The organism is Pelagihabitans pacificus, from assembly GCF_009371985.2.
In the GTDB taxonomy this organism is placed as follows: domain Bacteria; phylum Bacteroidota; class Bacteroidia; order Flavobacteriales; family Flavobacteriaceae; genus Pelagihabitans; species Pelagihabitans pacificus.
In genome coordinates, this window is the sequence record NZ_VIKU02000001.1 from 451,416 (window position 1) to 471,569 (window position 20,154).

The window sequence follows — 20,154 nt, forward strand, 5'->3', positions numbered from 1 at the left end:
TCAGTCAATTTTTTTAGTTTGAATTGCCCTCAGGGCAATATTGCAGCACAGTTCAGCGGCCTTGTTCAGGTTGGCAAAACGCGGATCGGTCGTGTAGCCATGTTTGTATCGATAATAAATCTGCTGGGCAATCACGGCTATCTTAAAAAGTCCGTAAACGTAGTAAAAGATGACATGATTCACAGGATTTCCACTTTTTTGGGCATACAGCCCCACGATTTCGGTTCGACTCGGATTACCCTCAAAAATGGTGGGCGAAGGAATGCCCTGTTTTACAAAATCATGATCGCCGTGCATGGTCCAGTATCCCAAGGAAGTACCCAAATCCATCAAAGGGTCTCCCAAAGTAGCCATTTCCCAGTCGAGTACGGCGATGACCTCTTTCCAACGATCGTCCTTAAAAACGATGTTGTCGTATTTGTAGTCGTTATGAATCAGGCTGTACCTGTAGTTCGTAGGTTGCTGCTCTTCCATCCAACGCATCACCTTTTCGGCAGCAGGCACCTCATCGGTCGCTGCCTTCAGATACTGTTTCCCCCAATTGGTCACCTGCCTTGAAACGTAGCCTTCGGGCTTTCCCAAATCACCTAAACCGGTTGCCTTGTAATCGACTTGATGCAGCTCGACCATGGTATCTAACCACGAATCGGCGATGGTTCGATAGTCGCTCGCTGGAATTTTTCTTCTTTTGGCTTCCTGATAGCTTAGGATGATCCCATTCACCTTTTCCATGATGTAAAAAGACGAACCGATACTTGCCGTGTCCTCGCTATAAGCGTACATGATCGGCACTTTGGGGAACGCAGACTTTATAGTCTTTTGCACCTTGAATTCGCGGCCCATATCGTGGCCCCGTTTAATCGCGCCATAAGGGGGACGCCGTAAGACATATTCCTTGTCCTCTATTCTCAGGAGATAGGTCAGGTTGGAGTAGCCATGCGTGAACTGCTCCACCTGAAGCTCGCTGTTGACCTGTTGTATAAGCCCTTGGTCCGCCATAAACCGCTTGAGGCCGGATTCGTCGAGCGCTTCCCCCTTACGTACTTTTTGGTTGGACTGTTCCGCCATTCGGTATATACTTGTTAAGGCCTTATTCGCCGCTGTATTTTTTAATAACACTTTTTCCCAATTGGTATAGATGTACCTCATCGGGGCCATCGGCAAGACGAAGCATTCGGGCAACCCCAAAATAGTGGGCCAAAGGCGTATCGGGACCCACCCCTTTTCCCCCATAAATCTGTATCGCCCGATCGATGACCTTTAAGGCCATATTGGGGGCAACGATCTTGATCATCGCAATCAAATCCTTCGCTTCCTTATTTCCGGCTCTGTCCATTTTGTCGGCGGCCGAAAGGGTCAGTAGTCTGGCTTGTTCCACTTCACATTGCGAACGGGCGATCTCCTGACGAATACTACTAAAATCCTTGAACGTTTTACCAAAGGCGAACCGTTCCGAAGCACGTTGAGACATCAGTTCTACCGAGCGCTGTGCCATACCGATCAATCGCATACAGTGGTGTATGCGCCCAGGGCCCAATCGGCCTTGGGCAATTTCAAAACCACGCCCCTCTCCCAATAGGAGATTTTCTTTTGGAACACGAACGTTGTTCAATTCAATCTCCGCATGGCCTTCCGGGGAATCGTAATAGCCAAAAACAGAGAGTGGCCTTATAATTTTTACCCCTGAAGTATTCATCGGCACCAAGACCATACTTTGTTGTTGGTGCCTCGGGGCATCAAAATCGGTCTTTCCCATGACAATGGCCAGCTTACAATGGGGATCCATTCCCCCAGAGGACCACCACTTTTGTCCGTTGATGACGTATTCATCACCCTCCAAGGTAATCGAGGTTTCAATATTTGTTGCATCGGATGACGCCACTTGGGGTTCTGTCATCAAAAAAGCGGAACGAATTTCCCCTTTCATCAAGGGTTGCAGCCATTGCTGTTGTTGTTTCAAATTTCCATACTTCGCAAGGACTTCCATATTCCCCGTATCCGGGGCGCTACAATTAAAAACCTCGGAAGACCACAATACCCGGCCCATGATTTCCGCCAAGGGGGCATATTCCAAATTGGTCAATCCGGGGCTAAGCTCCCCATAGTCTTTGGGCAAGAACAAATTCCATAGTCCGGCCCCCCTCGCTTTTTCCTTCAAGGCCTCCAAACCGGGCCATCGTTTCCAACGGTTTTCAGGATGGGAATGAAAGGCATATACCTCCTGCTCTACGGGTAGAATATATTCTCCCATAAAGGCTTTCAGCTTTTCCTGCAGCGATTTTGAGCGTTCGGTGTATTCAAAGTCCATAGTGGTGCATTCGTTATCCTGCTATCATATATCCCCCGTCAGCGGTATAGACCCCGCCCGTCATATAGGCCCCGGCATCGGAGGCCAATAAACATACGAGTCCTTCCATTTCCTCGGGCATTCCCATACGGCCCGAGGGTAGGGTCTTTTCTATTTTTTGAAGGATTTTTTCATTTTGCCACAGGGCGGCACTGAATTTGGTCTTGATCAAACCGGGACATACTGCATTTGATCGGATGCCATGCTTACCCCATTCCTTTGCCTGGTTTTTTGTGAGCATCAATAAAGCCGCTTTGCTGGTGCTATACAAACCGAGGCCCATGCCCGGGGTCAGGGCTTCTACCGATGCGATGTTGATGATACTTCCACCACCACGCTCCCGCATACTGGCCAGTACACGATTTGATAGCATCCAGGGCGCTTTTAGGTTTACCTCCATGATCTTGTCAAAAATAGCCTCCCCGGCATCTTCCAACGGACCAAACACTGGATTAATGGCGGCATTGTTGACCAAAATATCGATTCCGCCCAATTGGGTAACGGTCTGTTTGACCAAATTTTGCCGTTGGTCTTCCTTACCGATATGGCAGGCAATGCCTATGGCTTTAAGTCCGGCTGTTTCGAACTCGGCGACTACGGTATCGCAGGCGTCCTGATCTCGACTGCTGATCACCACGGTAGCCCCATTTTCTGCTAGCCCCCTAGCGATGGCCTTCCCGATTCCTTTGCTCGAACCGGTGATAATGGCCACTTTGCCTTCGAGCTTGAATTGCTGTTTGATGTTGGACATCTATTGGTTTATGGTTTATGGTTCAAGCAAAAAAATCTTTTTTCTTTGATCCTTTGTCTATTCTCTCTTTTCTTTTCTCTCCCCTCGATTCTCTTTCTTCTATTCTCTATTCTCTTTCTTCCCTGCTCCCCTCCCTAAACAAACACCTTCTTATCCGTCTTTACCGTAAGTGCCTCCGGATCCATTAAGGACTCGGCGAGTCCCGTTGTTTTGGGAAGTTCATATCGGAAATAAAATTTCATCGTATGGATCTTACTTTCGTAAAACGCTTCCGAATAGTTCATATCGCCGGTAAGCAAACGCTGTTTTGCCTTGATGGCCATATCGAGCCATAGCCAGCCGATGACCACGATACTCAGGAATTCCATAAAGAGGTTGGCGTCTGCCAGGTACCGCTCGTAATCGCCTTTCTTCGCGAAAGGCATCAAAAAGTTCAACACTTCCTGGCTCAGTGTTAGCTTGGCTCCCAGCTTTTCGGCATAAGGCTTTAAATCATCATAGGCCGATGCCGTGCCCATGGTTTCCCTAATTTCAGCGGCCAGCAGGGCCAAAGCCTTCCCATTTTCCATGGTGATCTTTCGTCCCAAAAGGTCTTGGGATTGAATCCCCGTGGTTCCTTCATAAATAGCGGAAATTCGAATATCGCGGTAATATTGTTGAAGGATGAAATCAGAACAGAAACCGTAACCGCCCAATACCTGCAGTCCATTATTGACGGCCACGGCCCCGGCCTCGGAGGGATAGGTTTTTACGATCGGAATGATCATTTCGAGCAATAGGTGGTATTTGTTTCTTTCGGACTCATCATTCGTTGCTTGCTTGATGTCCTGATAACGGGATGCCAAGAGCACCAAACTTAAGGAAGCCTCCGCAATCGCTTTTTGCAGTAATAGCATTCTCCGTACATCGGGATGCTCGATGATCAAGGATTGATTTTCGTCGGGATTCTTTTTTCCCGTGCTGGTCAGTTTTCTTCCTTGCGGCCGCTCGTTCGCGTATTCCAGGGAGGCTTGGTAGGCCGCCATGGCAATCGCCGCTGCACCTCTTCCCACTGCGATGCGGGCCCCGTTCATCATCAGGAACATGTATTTTAGGCCTTGATGGGGCTCCCCGACCAACCAGCCCCGACAATCGTCTTTATCCCCGAATCCCAAGTGGGTGGTACAATACCCCCGTTGTCCCATTTTTTGAAAATCCGCTACGGTCATCACATCGTTGTACTGTAGGGATCCATCGGCATTTGGGCGATTTTTGGGCACAACGAAGAGCGAAATGCCTTTTGTTCCCGCCGGAGCACCTTCAATCCGCGCCAAAACCAGATGCACAATGTTTTCCGCATATTGGGTATCTCCACCGGAGATAAATATTTTTTGTCCGCTGATCTTGTAATAGCCTTCATCGGTAGGAATAGCCTTTGTGGTAATATCGGATAAGGAACTGCCCGCCTGAGGTTCGGTCAAACACATGGTACCACCCCATTCCCCGGCCAGCATTTTAGGAACATAGGTCGCATTCAGTTCCTCATTGGCGAAATGGACGATCAATTCGGCAGACCCCAAGGTGAGTCCGGCGTAACCCGGTAAATGGTTATTGGCGGCGTCTAGGATATAGGCCGCCGTGGTATAGGCCATGGCAGGCAACTGCAAGCCCCCATGCTCATAGTCAAAAGGGGCGGCGATCAAGCCCATTTCCCCTCCTTTTTTCATCATCACATCTACCTGCTTATGCACGATTACCGTACCTTCTTTATGATAGGCAGGATGTTCATCCATCTCCTTGAAATAGGGGAACAACTCCCTATCGGCAAATTCCTTTACCGAATCGATGAAGAGCCCCAGGGACTCCATATCATGGTCTTGAAAACGCTCATAGGCCAATAGTTCGTTCAAGCCGTGTACGTCGTACAACAAATACTTGATGGTATCCATATCCAAATACTCCTGTGCCATATCAATGAATTTTAAAAATAGTCCTTGAAATTAGTGGATTATTTGAGAAATTCCTGTTAAACTGGTTTAATAAATCTTGAATTATCGAAATAGCCCGTTTTGCGGTAAGAAGAAAGTTGACGGGGGATAGATAAGTGATGTAAGAATGAACGGCTAAACGGATGTTCGATACTCCATTTCCAATGGCCGATGCCCGATGCCCGATGCGATAAATAACGAAAAAAACCAAGGTATGCATAACTCACAAAAAGAAGCAACAGCGACGAGAACTATTGGGATGCAACCAACCTTTTTCGGATCTTGGAGAGTCCGACCGGAGTGAGGCCCAAATAGGAAGCGATCAGATACTGGGGGACCCGTTGAAAAAGGTCGGGGCGTTTTTGGAGTAATCGCAGGTAGCGCTCCTGGTTTGAGAGATTCTTTAAATGATTGTTTCTACGAAAGAGCTGCATGAACCCATCTTGCATCGACAGCCGTCCAAAACGTTCCAAATTGTGCGAATGATCGAACGATTTTAAGGCGTCCTCCTTTGAAATGGCATAAACCACACAATCTTCGGTCGCTTCCAGATAACTAGTCGAAGGAATCTCCTCGATATACGCATAGAGGTCTGTAAAAAATTGATTTTCCGTAAAAAATTCCATGACCCTGATTCCGGATGTGTCCTGGATATAATAACACATACAACCGTGCTGCATAAAATAGAAATGGTTTATCGGCTGTCCGGGACGCACTAAAAACCTTCCTTTGGAAATCGTCATTTTTTTGTAAAACTGGAGGGAATAGTCCAAATCGGCATCATTGATGGCTACGTAGGATCGTATTTTTTTCTTGATATCCTCCAAAAGGAACTGTTTGTGTATTGCCTATAAAAATACGGACTTTTAGGGAGAGTGCCGAGCGCCACGACTCCCGTCTTTGCCATTTTTATGGTGGCAGGGGTTGCTGGGGCAAACAAGCCTTGGGATAAAGATATGGGTTCGTGGGAATAGGTTTTCTATCTTTACCAAATGAAAGTGATCGCTACCAATCTCGGCAACCCTACCACCTTTCAATGGAACGGGGCCGAAGAACGAACCGGTATTTTCAAATATCCAGTAGACGGGCCCCTGTACCTAACCCGTTCGGATGTTTCGAAAGATACCGTCATCGACCGAAAGCATCATGGGGGTGTCAATAAGGCCTGTTATCTTTTTTCGAAAGACCACTACCCCTATTGGAAAGGTTTGTACCCTCAGCTGAAATGGGACTGGGGCATGTTCGGTGAAAATTTGACCATCGAAGGTATGGATGAAGCTACCATGCGGATCGGGGACATCTATAGCATAGGCACCGCCTTGGTACAGGTCTCCCAACCTCGGGAGCCTTGCTACAAACTGGGGGTGCGCTTCAGCGACCAACAGGTGCTACGACAATTTATCGAACACGGTTATTCGGGCACCTATGTGCGCATTCTGGAAGAAGGGGAAGTAAAGACCGGCGACGAAGTACAATTAGTCGGCCCAGGTGAAAACTCCCTCACCGTAAAACAATTTTTTGAATTGCTCTATGCCAAACAAAAAAGCCCTGAAATGATTCGATTGGCATTGGATAACCCCTCGGTTCCGGCTTACAAGAAGGAGCGATTCAAGAAATTTCTTTCATAAGGGCTACTTAAAACCGGCACGGGGAAGGACGTACGACCAGGACGAAAGGGGTTAGTGTCGTTTTTTTTTAGTAAATTAAGCAGAGTATTACGTAAAAGGTCATCATTTTGGAGCCTCCCCCAAGGGCGGTACAGGAAATTGGAAGAAACACGACATCGAGCTATTTCTCGACTTGGAACCCTAAATCATGTTGTTTCCTGGACCTGATTGGAAGAAAAACCAACACCTGCAACCCCTAACCTATGGACCTACCCTATCCTTGGCACCTATATCTAATGGCGATTACCTATGTAATTGCAGGCGTCATGCACTTTGTGCGCCCAAAAATGTATATGCGCATTTTACCGGGATATCTACCGGGCCATAAGTTTTTGGTAAGTTTTAGCGGTTTTGCGGAAATCGTACTAGGGTCGGCATTATGTTTCCCCGAAACCAAGGATATTGCTGTTTTCTGCATCATTGTTATGCTCACGTTCTTTTTACCGGTACATTTTCACATGTTGTTCAACGAAAGGGCCTCTATGGGCCTCTCCAAATGGGTGTTGATCGCTAGGATTCCCCTTCAATTTGCGCTGATGTACTGGGCCTACGTGTATCTACCGTTATAAGCCTTTCATAGGGCCAGTCCGGAAATTATTCGGAAATACCATCATTCGCCCCACCGGCCAGAGCAATCTTACAAGCGTACGGTGTTCGGTGTCTGCCAATAAAAACCCCCAAAGGAAAGTGTCCTTCAGGGGTCCAAATCAACTCAACTCAAAATTAAACTATTTCACAACAATGTCCTCATAATAGGTTTTTTCGTTATCCCGGACAACGACCATATAGCTATCGCTATAGGCGTTTTCAAAGTTGAAGGCTTTTTGAACGATCTGTTTCCCTGTACTACGCTCCGAGAATAACTTTCGACCATCGCCATCATAGACGATGATATCGACTTTGTTTAAATCGAGGTTCAGAAGATTGACATACAACTTCCCGTCTTTTTTTCGGAATACGGGCTTGGTATCCTCATCGCGGTCGATGACCTCAACCTTCGATGCATCCAAAGAAAGCGTAAAGGTGAGTTCCTTTATGGCATCCTCGACAACCAGGTAATAATTTCCGTTAGGAAGTTTTGATAGGTCGAACCGTTTTGCAAAGTCGCTTTGAGTGTCCACATTTGCGGAATAAATAACCTGTTCCTTGTCATCTATCAAACGTACCATGGTCTGCGCGGATGGAGCGGCCATTTCGAAATCAAGGCTCCGGTTGGTGGTATCGGTGCTGATTTTCGGTTCGTTCGCCAACCCGATGAACATACTGAACATCAAGGCGATTGTGGCTGTTGTTTTTGCGGTCTTTTTCATGATTTTTGTTTTTTACGTCTACCATCGGCAGACTGGTTAACAATTAATTACAAGGCAAATCTACTGCCATGAACCTCCGCTGACTACCACAGTTTTTTCCTATTTATGTGCTATTTTATCCTGCTATAAAGTTAATTTATCGTTAAGGGGTAATATTACACATATTTTGGGTAATTTTACAACGTCTTACGCATAAGGGCTTCCATAACTTTATAACAATAAAGTATGAGCAATATGATTCAACACAAACCCGCCTTTGAGGCCATCGAACCCACTTTCGGGCATTCGTTCACCTACGTAAAATTTGACGAAGACCGATTGAACCAAAACAATCGGTGGCACTACCATCCAGAAATCGAACTGGTCTACGTCAATGGGGGTTCGGGCAAACGACAAATAGGAAGTCATGTTTCCTGCTATACCGATGGTGACCTAATACTAGTCGGCAGCAACCTACCCCATTGCGGATTTACCGATAAGCTTACCGGCAATAAGAGTGAAACTGTGGTGCAAATGAAATTTGATTTTTTGGGCAATGACTTTTTCGGCATACCCGAAATGAAAAAAATTCAAAATCTATTTGAAAATAGTAAGGGAGGGATTGCCTTCCATGGCGATATCAAGCAAAAAATTGGTGCCGAAATGGAACTTTTGGAGCATCAGACCGATTTTCAGCGCTTGCTCTCGATCCTGAACATCCTGAACGATCTTGGGAGTACCAAGGAATACAAGATACTCAATGCACAAGGGTACTCCATGGAGGCCGAGGTAAAGGACAACGACCGAATCAATAACATCTTTAACTACGTAAAATCCAATTTCCAGGAAGAAATTCCACTGGAAACCATGGCCGATATGGTGAGTATGACCATTCCCTCCTTCTGCCGGTATTTCAAGAAAATCACGAACAAAACCTTTGTTCAGTTCGTCAACGAGTACCGACTGGTGCATGCTTCCAAATTGCTGGCCGAACAACCCTTGAGCATTACCGAGGTCTGTTTTGAAAGCGGATTCAATAACTTTTCCCATTTCAATAAGTCCTTTAAGCAGTTCACCGGGCAGACACCGTCAGAGTATCGGAACCAATTAAAGACCGTCTTGAATTAATGGCAACGCTATTTTCCCAAGAACGGAATTTGAATCTGCCGGATAGTGATATCCGTTATTTCCCCAATTTCATGGGGTCGGAGGATGCCGATTTCTACTTCAAGGTATTGCGGGACACCGTTCCCTGGCAGCAAGATGATATCAAGGTATTTGGAAAAGTCTATGCACAACCCCGTTTGACGGCGCTCTATGGAAACAATGGCAAAGCGTACTCCTACTCCAACATTACCATGGAACCACATGCATTTACAAAGGAACTACTGGCCATCAAACAACAGATCGAAGCCATGACCTCGGTGTATTTTACTACCTGTCTGTTGAATTTGTATCGCGATGGAAAAGACAGCAACGGCTGGCATGCCGATGATGAAAAGGAATTGGGGGTAAATCCCGTTATTGCCTCCATCACCTTGGGTCAGGAACGCTTTTTCCACCTAAAACACAAAAAAGATTCCAAGCTGAAACATAAAATACTCCTTGAACATGGGAGTCTTTTATTGATGGAAGGCGCCACCCAGCATCATTGGCTGCACCAAATCCCCAAAACGGCCCGACCCATCGGGGAACGAATCAATTTGACGTTTCGGGTCATTGATTGAAGCCACCGGGGTCGTGTGCAGGCGGATGAAAGCGTTGCCAAGGATTTCTTATCATTTTCAATCCACCTGATTTTCATGCCCGTAAGCCCGTTGCTGTACGGAAACCCATCGCAGCAACGAGGGCGCGCAGCGAAAAGGTTGCCGCATTGGATAGTTGGTTTGGTCGAAATAGCCGATTGCCATCGTCATTGGTGTCATTTTTCATTCCCTTGGGCGGCTTATCCAAAATATAGGTTCATTGAACGGCTATCTTTTTCCAGTAGGGAAATCGGGAGTAATTTCAACACATGCGAAAAAGATTCGGCCTTATTGAGGTGATTTTAACCCTAGGTACTGTCTACACCATATACATGGTAGGGCTCATCGTTGCCCATTTTGTATAGTGGTTAAAACCTCCTTTTCTTTCAGCCATGAATTCCAACGAACAATGGACGGTCATTGATTTGCTCAACCTCTTTCCTTGACCATAAATTTCCCGTTCTGCTTTTTCAATTTCACCAAGTTCTTGGTATTGGTTCGTTTGTAATGCTCTTGCAGTGTTCCGTTCAATTCATACAACTCGTCGGGCACCAGGATTTCTTTATCCAAAGTCGAAATACTATAGGCCTTGAACCCTGTTTTGGATGTTGCGGGCGAATAGCTCAAATCGGCTTTTCCATGCATTTGGGTTTTCTTCAATTGTCCTCGTTGCTCGACACTTGCCTCCAAGCTCCCTTTTATTTTGTTGATGCGTCTAAAATCAGTGGGGGACGAAAGCTCCTTTACTTCCTTGATCTGCGATAGGGCGTTGGCATACAAAAGCTGCTGTTCCTGTTTCCTGTCCTCAGACATTTGGGACCCTAGATCGCTAAGCCCCTTAAAAAATTGGACTTCCACAAATTCCTTGGGCAATACCCCGCCCAATTCCTCGGCGGCCTTGTTTACGTCGTTCAGATAGGTGTTAATGGGTTTTTGATTTCGAAGCAATTCGTTTTTGGGATCCGCCATTTGCGTTCGCCAGGCAATGACCGACCCTAGGGCCACGAACGAGTCGGACCGGGCTCGCCCCATTTCCGAACGGTATTTATTGGAAAGATCGGTGTGCAACGCCGAAGCATCCCTTAGCAAATCAAGCGACAAGTAGTCTTTAATGGAGGCCGAATAGGCTTTCATGGCTTTTTGACGTGCTTCCTTCGATTTGCGTTCATCGCTGTTCAAGGTATCGATATGCATATAGACGTCCCCTAACATTTTTCTCAGCCGGGGATTGACGATGGGCCCAAATCGGTCCGATACCGCCCTCGATAACTGAAACTCGGCATTTTCGGCATAATCGCCGTTCTGCCATATGCCCTTGTTATAATAGATGGCACCGAGTGTCATGTGCATGTTACGAATGATCTTGGCGTCCACTTTTCTGTAGGCCTCGCTTTTTCTATCAAAAAGCTCTCGAACTATTCTATTGAGTTTTTGGCCTTCAGGGTCCATACGCGGGTAGGCATTGTATAGTTCTGCCATATCCGATGCTGTGGTCGTATAGAGATTGTTATCGTATCCCAATGCGCGATCAAGGATAATCTGCCAATGGGCCTCCGCATTTTTAAAATCTTTCTTGAGAAAGGCCTTTGCCCCTTTGGCGTGCATTATTTTCAAGAATACCGACATGGGCGAAATTCGTTTCCAATCCGTAGAAATTGTCAACTCCGGGGAGTACGTGTCCCAAAAGACCAGTGCTCGGGAATCGCCCGGTTTCTCTATTTCCAATACCCGTATCAATTCGGTCAATGCCCGCTTCATCCTGGCAGCCTCCCGACTAGGGGCTCCTTCCAGGAACAGTTGGTTCGAAAGACGGGCCACCTGCTTGGAGTCAAGCCAACCATTGTCCGCCAACACGTACGCCCAAAGCACCATCGACTCGATGGCCTTTTTATAGTTCTTCTTGGCGAATGCTATCGACATTTCTTTTCGTAACAACTCCTCGGAATAGTTGGGCAAATCGATTTCCTGGCAGTCGGCCGCGAATTCCCGAATACTCCAACCCGTAGTACATACATGTCCGTCTTCGGTATACATAGCAACGATACCTCCACAGGCCTTTTCCGAGAATGGATCTTCTAGGTAGGCTTCTTGATACTTGGCGCAGGCCGAAGCGAACTTTTTCTCCTCCTTGTACAGATCGCCTATCTGCACCAGGTACCCCACCCGATTTTTTGGGTATTTCGCTGCCAGTTCCTCTAGCTTTGCGATGGTGGCACTATTACCCTTTATGGCCTGGTTCAGTTTTTTCAAGTTCGATAGCGCCGCTTTGTTATCGGGGTAGGCTTCCAACACCTTGTCGTAATACTCCGTCGCTTTTTCGACGAACATTTTGGTAGATCCCTCATTTTTGAGAGCGGCTTGTTGAAAGAGGAATCCGCCGCTAAAGTTCAATCCGGCAATACACAGGTCCGGATTTTCCGCTTGCGCGCATATTGCCTTGTTCTGGTTGATGTACGATTCGGTTTTATACACCTCTCTTTCGATGTTAGGGGTCGCGCCGTACTGGGGATCATCTAAATTAATGATCCCATCACCGTCGGTGTCCCCGATAAGACCTGCGGCCATCATTCGTTCTATTTTCAGCGTGGCATTGGCTACGATGAATTTACTCTGTTTTTGTTCAACCGGCCTATCCTGGCCTTGGACGATGGGACCTAAAAATAGGGATAATACGATGGCGATTATGCTGCTCTTTTTCATGGCCTGTCTGGGTTTGATTCAAAAAAATCGGCGGAAGTGGCGATTGTTTCATCGTCATAGGTTTTCCGCATATAATCGGTGATATAGACTTTTCCGTTTAACAATCGGTTGAGGGATAGTGTTTTGAGCTCGATTCGTATACAGCCTTTCAATATCTCGGGGACACCCATGGCCAGGGGAACCACTTCTCCCGAAGCATGTGCCACCGGTTCGGTCGAGGTGGCGGGGACCCCGCTACCCGTTTCTCCCGAAACGATTACCCGAAATTCACTTTTGTCGGGGTTGATACGCAATATCTCTTTTTTAAAAGGTAGGATGGCTTCCTTGATGCCCGAATCGGCATCGATATAATAGTGACTGCTATCGGGGAGGGGGAGCGAAATTTCGTCGAACAAATGGGTCACCAGTTCCTGATTATACGACTTTTGGAGGTAGGCCTCCCAGTCATGGTACAACTTTTCCAACAGGGCATCCTTGGAACTACTGACCGCGTTGAACTCGTCATTGTCGAGATACTGCCATGCGTGTTCGTACACATTGTCATCGGCATCCGCTAGCTCAAGAAACAGCCAGTACTCTTGACTGAGCCCCATGGTACCCACCGACTTGCTCCTCAGGGTAATTTTTAGGGTGTTGGGTACGGAGTCGGTTACAAAATTTACAAAGCCGATATACTCTTCGAGGCCATCCCTCAGAATGGGAAGTGCCCCATCCTTTATAGCATCCAATTCCCCGTCGAAGGTATCGATGAACACGATGTCGGGCTCCATTTCAAAGATGACCTGAACCGCTGGTTTTTGTGCCTTAAGCTGAAAAACCAGCAGTGGCACTATCCATACAAAAGCGAAGGCAAATTCATTTTTTCTCATGGGTTTGGCTTTTTAAATTCAAATTTTAATAATTTATCGGTGAGGTCGTCCCGAATCGAATAGGCCTGTTCGTTCAAGATCGAATCGTTTTTTTTTCTAATCACCGTTACTTTGATCCTATCCCCGATATCCAAGTCTATTTCCGGAATCTCCTTAATTTTTTTCCAATGGGTTACCACGTTCTCCAACGCGGTCCCGGAAATGCTTTGCCCTTGCAAGAACTGCTTCCATTCCAACTCCCGATCCTTCCCGATGCCCAGGTCTCGCTTCCCAATGGCAAGGGCCCCAAAGCCGGCCAGGGTGCTGTCTATATATTTCAAGGAAGGCGCATCCTCCTTATTTGACGATCCCTCAACTTCTATCTGTACGCTGTAGCGTTTCATAATCCGTACAAAGCGGGGATCAAAACGGATCAAAACCACCGGCTCCAATAGAAAATCCCTCGGGTAATACCACTCATTCCTTGAAAATGCCTGGACCTCGATATATTTGGGTTCCCTGCCTTCGGGCACCAAGGCTGCTCTTTTTTGAAAGGGCGTGGCGAACAGCAGAAATCGGGTCGTTCCGGTGGGATCCAAGGTTTTGCGATTCCCTTCGGTCAAGGTAGTATCCTTAAAAAAGGTAATGGGGAGCTCCTCCAATTCGGAGTTTCCGTGAATCCACACCGATGAACTGAACGTCCATAGCACGGCAATAATCGCTGCCAAACCAACTAAAAAAGGAGTACTGATGAGCACGTTGCCGATGCTGTTTCGAAGTTTCCCCGATTCGGCAGCCCCCCCTTCCCCGAGCCAATCCCCGATAAGTTTCCCTGAGATGGAAACAGCTACCAAGAGCACGGATATCAATCCCGAGTCCTCGATGGATCCCACGTGATAAAAGACCCACCACAATCCTAAGAACAGCAGCAATGGTAAGAAAATCAATTTTACGCCATGTTTTCGAAGTAATGGAAATCGCGGGTATTCCTTGTTGTATTGCTTACGGATCCTGGCCTTATGGGCCGTGCTTCGAAGTTCGTCGAAGAGCGTATTGCCCCCCTCTTCCTTCCACTTTTCGAAAACGGTCCAAATCGTTTCCAATGGTATCACATAGGCCCCGAGATCATCGTTGGGGCTTAGCGTCATGTGCACGATACCGATGATTTTTCCCGATTCCCTTTCCATGAGGGCCGCCCCGCTCATACCGGGACGAATAAGGCCATTGGTAAACATCAGTTTGCGAATAATGCCATCTACCTGTTCCCCACTGTAGTTAAGGCTCACCGCCTGGGGAACGTTGCGCTGCAGCTCGCGATCTTTCTTCTGAAATCCGAAGGCCAAAAATTGGCCATCCTTTAAGTCCCCCATCCCCTCATCGGGTTCGGGAAAGGCCAACATCGCATGCTCCTTTCTGGTGATAGCAACGACCGCCACATCGGGGTATTCGGTGGTCAATGGCGGGTTGGGCCGATTTTCCAAGGCAGCTGTGGTCCGGTTCTGTTCTTCGTATTGGATGGACAGGTGTACGTTTTCGGCAACTTCCGACCATATAAAGTGACCGGGTTGGGTAAGATCGGGTAAGGATACTTCTATATTATCGCCAGCCTCGACCGCCTTTCTAAGAACGTGGGCGCAGGTAAGTACCCTACCGGGGGCAATCAGGGTTCCCGTACCTATGGATGCACCGGAACGAATGAGAACGGTCCTGGCTTGAAGCAGATTGATCAGCGAATCAGCCATGACACCTATATTTCTTCCCTTAAGATACGATAATTCATATAGTTGGTCAAATAGTATTCCGGTAAAAATGGGAAATGAGTCGCATTATCCCTATCTTAAGGTCATGGGCCCGTCTTCCTCCAACCAAATATCCATTGAATTATTTCCTGCCGGAAACGGGGACGCCATCCTCATCGACCTGGGCCAGGAACTCCTACTGATCGATGGTGGGTATACCTCCACTTTCCGGGATCATATCAAACCAAGATTGTTGGAATACCATAGGGCCGGTCGCCGACTTACCAAATTCATCGTTACCCACATCGATGCGGACCATATCTCCGGGGCCATCGCCTTCATCAAAGAAAACGGGCCGGCAGACAATCCTTCGATTATCAAAATCGATGAGGTTTGGTTCAACAGCTACCGTCATCTGGTCTTTGAGGAAAAGGAACAGGGTGACTTTGAAGGCAAGATTCCGGAGATACCGATTAGCGGTGGCCTCGTAAGCGCCGAGACCGAGGATGAAAACCAATTGGTCAGCTACAAACAGGGCACCACGCTGGGCAGTCAGCTGTTGAAGCACCATTACGCCTGGAATACCACTTTCGATGGCTCGGCGGTCAAGGCAGACGAACCGCTGACCATCTCCTTGTCCGATGACCTGCGATTGACCCTCTTGGGTCCCACACAGGAAGCCTTGGATACGATGGCCGATAAATGGTACGATTATTTGAGGGAACGGTTTGGTGGAAAAATCAATGAGGATGCCTATTTCGACGACGCGTTCGAGTTATTGATGGAAGAAATGCGGCAGACGGACCTCGAGGTTCGGGCCGCAAGGGATGAGGAGGCGCTGGTTTCGGAAGGGGTTGACTGGGTGGAAGCGAATGCGGTAGCATGGGAGTCGGAGGACGACTCCCCTACGAATGGCTCTTCCATCACCTTTTTACTGGAATACAATGGCAAGAAGCTATTGTTCCTCGGGGATGCCATTCCCGGCCAGGTTGTACAACAAATAAAGAAGCTGGCCTCCGCAGCCGAATTGCCCTTGCCCCTGGATGTCCTTAAAGTCTCCCATCACGGGGCCTGGTCGAACAACAGTCCGGAGCTTATCCGATTGCTCCAAGCCGATCATTACCTATTTTCTAGTAATGGTTTGCGCCATCACCATCCCCACCTCGAAACCTTGGCCTGGATTGTAAAAAGTCATGGCGCCGACACGTTTAAAACGATGGTCTTTAACTACCGACAAGGGGAGCGACTGCTCGCGATCGATAACTCCGCCTCTAAACAAAAATATAACTATGGGGTACTTTGGCCCGATGTGGATCAATGGGGAAACGGCACGGACGGATATGTGAAACTCACCCTTGACTAGTTGGGTGGGTAGCGATGGACCCTTGTTGCCTTATGAGCAAGTCAACTTCCTCACCCTGCATGCGGCTCCAAAAGTAAGGTATCAGACGATGCCCATCGTATGGAACGGTTTCACCAAATGGATCGGCGTTCCGTTGATTTCAACCAAATTTCCCGACCAGGCCATCCGATACAATTGGTATAGATCGTTTTTATCCGCATCGGTCAGCACACTTTTACTCCCGTAGTTCATGATAGAAAAAGGTTTGTGCTCCCCAAAGATTTCAGCAGGCCAGGCCGTTTCATGGATTTTGGCAAAAAAGTGCCGTAACCCGAAAACGTGACCGAGCTCGTGCATCATGGTCTCGACCTGTTCCTTTCTGCTTTGGCCGAACATTTTTGGAAAGACGACCAGCCGATGTCTGCCGCCATCGGGAAAAAAGGCCCTGGCAAGGGTACACCCATAGGGGGTACAGCTGTCGGCTTGCCGCACATCTATTTGAAAGTCCGAATTATCGGAGTTCTCACTAAACCGGATGGGCACCGACATCCCCCAACCCATGAGTGCCTCACCGAGCAATTCCCGCAGGTAGGCTTTGATCGCCTCGGGGTTTTTGAAATAGGAGAGCGACACTTCGTCGAAGGTCCACCGAAGTACTTGATGTTGTGCCCATAACGGGATAAATCCCTCGCTGGCATCGACCACGATCTCAAAACGGGAGCGGTTGCCCGGCGTGGCATGGCCCCTCGCATCGGTGGCGCAAACAAAGGAATCACCGTAGCGATGCACGCCGGATGCCCTGGCCGAGGGTAGTTCCTCCTTGTCTTTTAATGCGAACAACGATTTGGAATCGCTATCCGTTTTTTTGGGTTTCGTTTTTTTGGACATAGTGTATGGAGTATAATTTGATGTTCCAGGCTGGTGGATAAAACGTGTCCGAGGCTCACTGGCTAGGTACCTATCGGGATTGCATCCACTGCCGAATGCGTTTCAAAATAGCACGAAGCCCATGGTGTTGCATGGGATGGGTCCAACGATCATTCGCTGTTTCCCATCAAAAGGCACCACCAGGAACTTCCCGAGCTACTAAAGGAAATGACGGGGGCGGTAAACCACCCCCTGATTTTCATCATAGGGAATCACAAGACTTATTTTTTGCCCGTTTTCTTGGTGCTCTTGGCCTGCCTTTTTGGCGGGCCGGGAGGAGGATCCGATGCCTGTCCGTCTCCGGTGTCCGAAGAACCTGAATCCGGAACCAGCGGTGGGGTTCCGGCGTCTGGCACCCCACTTGCTGTCTTGCCCGTGGCGACCGGCGAAGGCGGTGGCGCGGGCTGATTTAGGTCAAAGCCCGGACCGTCTGCCGTTCCCTGTGCCGATGGTGCAGGCGGTGCGGATTCATCTATTCCGGAATCCCCGCTGGTACCGACTTGTGCCCCGGGAAGGGGCGGCGGAGCCTCCGAACCGGGACCCGTGGCCCCCTCCCCAGCTCCCCCTGCACCTTGCGATGAGGGGGTTGGTGGTGGTGTCCCTTTGGCAGTTGTATGGGCCTCACCTTGCCCGGTCGATGTGAGTAGCCCTGCCAGTGTGGATATCCCTTCAAGGGAATCCGCGGAGAATGATACTTTTAAATGTGTCATAACTAAGAGTCTTTTAATGGGGTGCAGTGTCTATTACGACATGTACACCGCCGTGATTTTATTGGAGTCGATTTTGACATTGACCTGATGGCCATTGGCATTTGCCGCGGTCAAAATACCCAACACATTCGTTACCCCATCGGCCGAGGTGGGGGCGATCTGTAACCATCCCGTATGCCCCGGGATATTGTTCATGATGGCATGACACCATTTTGAATTGACGTACGAAGATACATACCTGACTGTTTTACCGTAATACCACATAATGTTTGTTTTTAAATGTTACTAATAGATTTTATTTGAATTTTAGTGGGACAACACCCTGTTCGGATGCCATTGCTATTCCCAGGGTCCGAGATCAAGACATGTAGACCCCGTAGATCATGCCATCTGCCCCGAAATTGACGTTCACCTTTTTATTTTTGGCGGCGGCCGTCTTCAGGATGGTCAATACATTGGTGATGCCATCGGTAGAGGTGGGCGCGATGCGTCTCCAACCGGAAAAATCCTGGATGATGGCATGGGCCCATTTTGTATGGGCATCCCCACTCACATAGCGGACATCCTTCCCGTACACCCATCCGGCCACGCCTTGGGCCTGAAAGGTCATAACGGGGCCCGAATTGGAGATATTGGTGATTTTCAGGTCCGAATTGCTACCATCCCACCACTTGCTGTTGGGGCTGGTCGTATCCGAAAATTCGGTATTGCCCGGCGCACTGAACAGGTCATTGGCATCGCCGGCATTGGCGTTCCCCTCCAGATCAAAATTGTTGTCGGCTTGCTCGATCGAGCATTCGTAATGTTGGGCCGCCGTCATCTGCTCATTTGAATTGCTCCCCTGCTCATCGACGTGCCAGATGGCGAGTCCCGCATCCGGCAGGTGCGTGTCCCGGCCTGTCTTCTGACGGTTTTCTACAATGAAATATTCATCTGCATTTTTGGAATGGATGTAAAAATCGTTCTTTGCGGCATCGAGCGTGGCGGTAACTCCCGGGCTGATCGTGTTCAGACTGCTGGCCCATCCCGCCTCATTTTTCATATAGGCCCCTATCTGTACGGGATTGGTGTTGTTTCCCCCGTAGCACATTAGGCAAAAATGACCGACCCCGGCAGATTCCCCGCCGTAATCGTACAAGTCGGCAAAATTACAGATCATGTGTCCGTTTTCATGGCAGAAGGTGCGCAAGGTAAGGCTGCTGCCCATGTTGGTAATCTGATAGTCATTGAACTTCTTGCCGCCCGCAACATTGTAAGGGGAGCTTAGGACCCATTGATGTGGCCAAAGACCCTCACTCCAGTTATTCACCCTGGGCCCGGCATAAAAGACGTTTAAGGCATAGATAAAGTTACTGCCATCGGCCGTTAACTGACTGAAGTTGAAACCCTGTGCCACCAAATGGTCCAAGGCCTCTGTAATCAATTCCCTGGCCCGGGAACCGAAAGACACGGAGGGATCGGTATAATACGACCGGTTGTGCTGGGCGGTGTAATACTCGGTCACTACATTCGTGTAGGTCAATTTTCCCTTTGAATTATCGAAAAAATAATCCTTTACCGAGCCGTTGTTCCCAAAGCCCGAATAGCCTGTTTGGTTGCAGAAGTTGGTCACCTCCTGCCGACTAATGGTCTGTGGAACGTCGGGAAATTCGATGAGAATACAGAGCCCCACATAGTTCCCCACCGTGGGTGCGGCGACGGCCGCTGCTTGGGGCCCCAGGGCGGCGCGTTGTTGTGCCAGGGCGGCCTTCCTTTCGGCGCGACGGGTTTTCCATCGCGGTTGGGGACCTTGGGCCATCGAGGAGCTTTCGGCCATTCGTTTGGCGTCTTCCTTCTTAACCTTAAGGTGCTTCTGTAGTCCCAGGCTCTTGGGGTCGACCTCACCTACGGTCTTTGCGGTGGGTATCAATTGGTGTTGATCATCGGAAAGTTGGGCGTATTTGTAGTAGCCCGTATCCGGATCTTTGACCACCGTATACCCGTCTTCGGTCTCGAAATGGGCATAAAATTGATTTCCCGACCCTACCACCTCGAAAGTGCTACCATCAGGATTTGTGAATGTAAATTTTTCATTAAAAAATGGTGTTGCCATCGTTTTTAATTTTTTGGATGAAATGAATAT

At 48.4% G+C, this 20,154-nt stretch carries 18 protein-coding genes; 5 read left to right on the forward strand and 13 right to left on the reverse strand.

From position 1 onward, the window contains the following. From FK220_RS02010 to FK220_RS02030, 5 genes are all read right to left on the reverse strand, one after another. Positions 1-1,068 (reverse strand): phosphotransferase family protein, encoded by a 1,068-nt coding sequence (locus FK220_RS02010; protein WP_152572608.1) that lies wholly within the window; start codon positions 1,066-1,068, stop codon positions 1-3. A gap of 22 nt (positions 1,069-1,090) precedes the next feature. Beyond that, the gene (locus tag FK220_RS02015) at positions 1,091-2,308 is read right to left on the reverse strand and encodes an acyl-CoA dehydrogenase family protein (protein ID WP_152572609.1); all 1,218 of its coding nucleotides are present in this window, start codon (positions 2,306-2,308) and stop codon (positions 1,091-1,093) included. Positions 2,309-2,321: 13 nt separating this feature from the next. Continuing rightward, positions 2,322-3,098 carry an SDR family NAD(P)-dependent oxidoreductase gene (locus FK220_RS02020; RefSeq protein WP_152572610.1) on the reverse strand — a complete coding sequence of 259 codons (777 nt, stop codon included), beginning with the start codon at positions 3,096-3,098 and terminating at the stop codon, positions 2,322-2,324. Between the two features lie 134 nt (positions 3,099-3,232). After that, complete coding sequence (locus FK220_RS02025) at positions 3,233-5,047, reverse strand: acyl-CoA dehydrogenase (protein ID WP_152572611.1); 1,815 nt, start codon at positions 5,045-5,047, stop codon at positions 3,233-3,235. Positions 5,048-5,316: 269 nt separating this feature from the next. Continuing rightward, positions 5,317-5,892 (reverse strand): Crp/Fnr family transcriptional regulator, encoded by a 576-nt coding sequence (locus FK220_RS02030; protein ID WP_152572612.1) that lies wholly within the window; start codon positions 5,890-5,892, stop codon positions 5,317-5,319. 165 nt (positions 5,893-6,057) lie between these two features. Here FK220_RS02030 and FK220_RS02035 point away from each other — a divergent pair, with 165 nt between their 5' ends. Continuing rightward, complete coding sequence (locus FK220_RS02035) at positions 6,058-6,693, forward strand: MOSC domain-containing protein (RefSeq protein ID WP_152572613.1); 636 nt, start codon at positions 6,058-6,060, stop codon at positions 6,691-6,693. A 242-nt stretch (positions 6,694-6,935) separates the two neighbouring features. Next, on the forward strand, positions 6,936-7,301 hold the full coding sequence (locus FK220_RS02040) for a DoxX family protein (RefSeq protein ID WP_152572614.1): 366 nt from the start codon (positions 6,936-6,938) through the stop codon (positions 7,299-7,301). A 159-nt stretch (positions 7,302-7,460) separates the two neighbouring features. Here FK220_RS02040 and FK220_RS02045 read toward each other — a convergent pair whose 3' ends face one another. After that, a complete protein-coding gene (locus FK220_RS02045) occupies positions 7,461-8,042 on the reverse strand; it encodes a hypothetical protein (protein WP_152572615.1) in 582 nt (193 codons plus the stop codon). 234 nt (positions 8,043-8,276) lie between these two features. Here FK220_RS02045 and FK220_RS02050 point away from each other — a divergent pair, with 234 nt between their 5' ends. Continuing rightward, complete coding sequence (locus FK220_RS02050; protein WP_152573629.1) at positions 8,277-9,149, forward strand: AraC family transcriptional regulator; 873 nt, start codon at positions 8,277-8,279, stop codon at positions 9,147-9,149. Continuing rightward, on the forward strand, positions 9,149-9,748 hold the full coding sequence (locus FK220_RS02055; RefSeq protein ID WP_152572616.1) for an alpha-ketoglutarate-dependent dioxygenase AlkB family protein: 600 nt from the start codon (positions 9,149-9,151) through the stop codon (positions 9,746-9,748). Before FK220_RS02050 ends, FK220_RS02055 begins: the two co-directional genes overlap by 1 nt. Before the next feature lie 447 nt (positions 9,749-10,195). On the opposite strand, the gene FK220_RS02060 is transcribed toward FK220_RS02055, so the two are convergent. From FK220_RS02060 to FK220_RS02070, 3 genes are read right to left on the reverse strand one after another with little or no spacing between them, the layout of a single operon-like run. Further along, positions 10,196-12,466, reverse strand: a complete 2,271-nt coding sequence (locus tag FK220_RS02060; RefSeq protein WP_152572617.1) for a tetratricopeptide repeat protein — start codon at positions 12,464-12,466, stop codon at positions 10,196-10,198. Next, positions 12,463-13,335 carry a hypothetical protein gene (locus FK220_RS02065; protein ID WP_152572618.1) on the reverse strand — a complete coding sequence of 291 codons (873 nt, stop codon included), beginning with the start codon at positions 13,333-13,335 and terminating at the stop codon, positions 12,463-12,465. The genes FK220_RS02060 and FK220_RS02065 overlap by 4 nt, the downstream gene beginning before the upstream one ends. Further along, the gene (locus FK220_RS02070; protein ID WP_152572619.1) at positions 13,332-15,056 is read right to left on the reverse strand and encodes a S1 family peptidase; all 1,725 of its coding nucleotides are present in this window, start codon (positions 15,054-15,056) and stop codon (positions 13,332-13,334) included. The genes FK220_RS02065 and FK220_RS02070 overlap by 4 nt, the downstream gene beginning before the upstream one ends. 67 nt (positions 15,057-15,123) lie before the next feature. Between FK220_RS02070 and FK220_RS02075 the strand changes: the two genes are divergently transcribed. Beyond that, positions 15,124-16,416, forward strand: coding sequence for a ComEC/Rec2 family competence protein (locus tag FK220_RS02075; RefSeq protein WP_166204737.1), 1,293 nt, complete (start codon positions 15,124-15,126; stop codon positions 16,414-16,416). A gap of 81 nt (positions 16,417-16,497) precedes the next feature. Here the strand turns inward: FK220_RS02075 and FK220_RS02080 are convergent, their stop codons facing one another. The 4 genes from FK220_RS02080 to FK220_RS02095 form a co-directional block, all read right to left on the reverse strand. Beyond that, a complete protein-coding gene (locus FK220_RS02080) occupies positions 16,498-17,283 on the reverse strand; it encodes a zinc metalloprotease (protein ID WP_238718869.1) in 786 nt (261 codons plus the stop codon). Between the two features lie 260 nt (positions 17,284-17,543). Next, positions 17,544-18,032, reverse strand: coding sequence for a hypothetical protein (locus FK220_RS02085; RefSeq protein WP_152572621.1), 489 nt, complete (start codon positions 18,030-18,032; stop codon positions 17,544-17,546). Between the two features lie 33 nt (positions 18,033-18,065). Beyond that, a complete protein-coding gene (locus FK220_RS02090) occupies positions 18,066-18,227 on the reverse strand; it encodes a hypothetical protein (RefSeq protein WP_166204739.1) in 162 nt (53 codons plus the stop codon). Between the two features lie 163 nt (positions 18,228-18,390). After that, positions 18,391-20,124 carry a M6 family metalloprotease domain-containing protein gene (locus FK220_RS02095; protein WP_152572622.1) on the reverse strand — a complete coding sequence of 578 codons (1,734 nt, stop codon included), beginning with the start codon at positions 20,122-20,124 and terminating at the stop codon, positions 18,391-18,393. Between the last annotated feature and the right edge of the window lie 30 nt (positions 20,125-20,154).

What these genes read in the sequence shown, in the direction of transcription:
- FK220_RS02025 (WP_152572611.1), bottom strand. Translation starts at nt 5,047, where the DNA reads ATGGCACAGGAGTATTTGGATATGGATACCATCAAGTATTTGTTGTAC.
- FK220_RS02085 (WP_152572621.1), bottom strand. Translation starts at nt 18,032, where the DNA reads ATGACACATTTAAAAGTATCATTCTCCGCGGATTCCCTTGAAGGGATA.
- FK220_RS02055 (WP_152572616.1), top strand. Translation starts at nt 9,149, where the DNA reads ATGGCAACGCTATTTTCCCAAGAACGGAATTTGAATCTGCCGGATAGT.
- FK220_RS02075 (WP_166204737.1), top strand. Translation starts at nt 15,124, where the DNA reads ATGGGAAATGAGTCGCATTATCCCTATCTTAAGGTCATGGGCCCGTCT.
- FK220_RS02015 (WP_152572609.1), bottom strand. Translation starts at nt 2,308, where the DNA reads ATGGACTTTGAATACACCGAACGCTCAAAATCGCTGCAGGAAAAGCTG.
- FK220_RS02035 (WP_152572613.1), top strand. Translation starts at nt 6,058, where the DNA reads ATGAAAGTGATCGCTACCAATCTCGGCAACCCTACCACCTTTCAATGG.
- FK220_RS02040 (WP_152572614.1), top strand. Translation starts at nt 6,936, where the DNA reads ATGGACCTACCCTATCCTTGGCACCTATATCTAATGGCGATTACCTAT.
- FK220_RS02050 (WP_152573629.1), top strand. Translation starts at nt 8,277, where the DNA reads ATGATTCAACACAAACCCGCCTTTGAGGCCATCGAACCCACTTTCGGG.
- FK220_RS02095 (WP_152572622.1), bottom strand. Translation starts at nt 20,124, where the DNA reads ATGGCAACACCATTTTTTAATGAAAAATTTACATTCACAAATCCTGAT.
- FK220_RS02090 (WP_166204739.1), bottom strand. Translation starts at nt 18,227, where the DNA reads ATGAACAATATCCCGGGGCATACGGGATGGTTACAGATCGCCCCCACC.
- FK220_RS02020 (WP_152572610.1), bottom strand. Translation starts at nt 3,098, where the DNA reads ATGTCCAACATCAAACAGCAATTCAAGCTCGAAGGCAAAGTGGCCATT.
- FK220_RS02060 (WP_152572617.1), bottom strand. Translation starts at nt 12,466, where the DNA reads ATGAAAAAGAGCAGCATAATCGCCATCGTATTATCCCTATTTTTAGGT.
- FK220_RS02080 (WP_238718869.1), bottom strand. Translation starts at nt 17,283, where the DNA reads ATGTCCAAAAAAACGAAACCCAAAAAAACGGATAGCGATTCCAAATCG.
- FK220_RS02065 (WP_152572618.1), bottom strand. Translation starts at nt 13,335, where the DNA reads ATGAGAAAAAATGAATTTGCCTTCGCTTTTGTATGGATAGTGCCACTG.
- FK220_RS02070 (WP_152572619.1), bottom strand. Translation starts at nt 15,056, where the DNA reads ATGGCTGATTCGCTGATCAATCTGCTTCAAGCCAGGACCGTTCTCATT.
- FK220_RS02045 (WP_152572615.1), bottom strand. Translation starts at nt 8,042, where the DNA reads ATGAAAAAGACCGCAAAAACAACAGCCACAATCGCCTTGATGTTCAGT.
- FK220_RS02010 (WP_152572608.1), bottom strand. Translation starts at nt 1,068, where the DNA reads ATGGCGGAACAGTCCAACCAAAAAGTACGTAAGGGGGAAGCGCTCGAC.